The 444-nt window shown below is 63.3% G+C and carries 1 protein-coding gene; it reads right to left on the minus strand.

From position 1 onward, the window contains the following. On the minus strand, positions 1 to 437 hold a 437-nt coding region (locus EXE41_RS18790; RefSeq protein ID WP_137691808.1), incomplete at its 3' end, for an AarF/UbiB family protein. Between the last annotated feature and the right edge of the window lie 7 nt (positions 438 to 444).

Raw genomic sequence — 444 nt, forward strand, 5'->3', positions numbered from 1 at the left:
ACGGCGACCTGCTGGCCGTCGTATTCGGCGAGATACACCTGGCCGAGGCTTGCACCGCTGATCGGCTCGGTGTCGAACTCGTCGTACACCTCCTCAACCGCGCCCAACTCCTCCTCGATCACCAGCTTTGATTCCGCCCACGGCGCGGGCGGCACATCGTCCTGCAGACTCGACAGCACCTCAATGTAAGCCTTCGGCAGGATATCTGGACGGGTCGACAGCAGCTGGCCGAGCTTGATGAACGTCGGCCCGAGTGTCAACAGCGTGTCTAAGAGTACTGCCGCGCGCTCGCGTTGCATCTCGCGGCTGACCTGCCGGCTTCGGCCAAAGATGAGAAACCGTCGCCGATCCCGCAGGTAGGCGACGATCAGGGGCAGAAACCGGTAGGCGACGACGACGAACCGCCAGTAGGCACGCAAAGAGACCAGAGCGACCACCTACGCC

This window comes from Halorubrum sp. SD690R, assembly GCF_005435035.1.
Lineage (GTDB): Archaea > Halobacteriota > Halobacteria > Halobacteriales > Haloferacaceae > Halorubrum > Halorubrum ezzemoulense.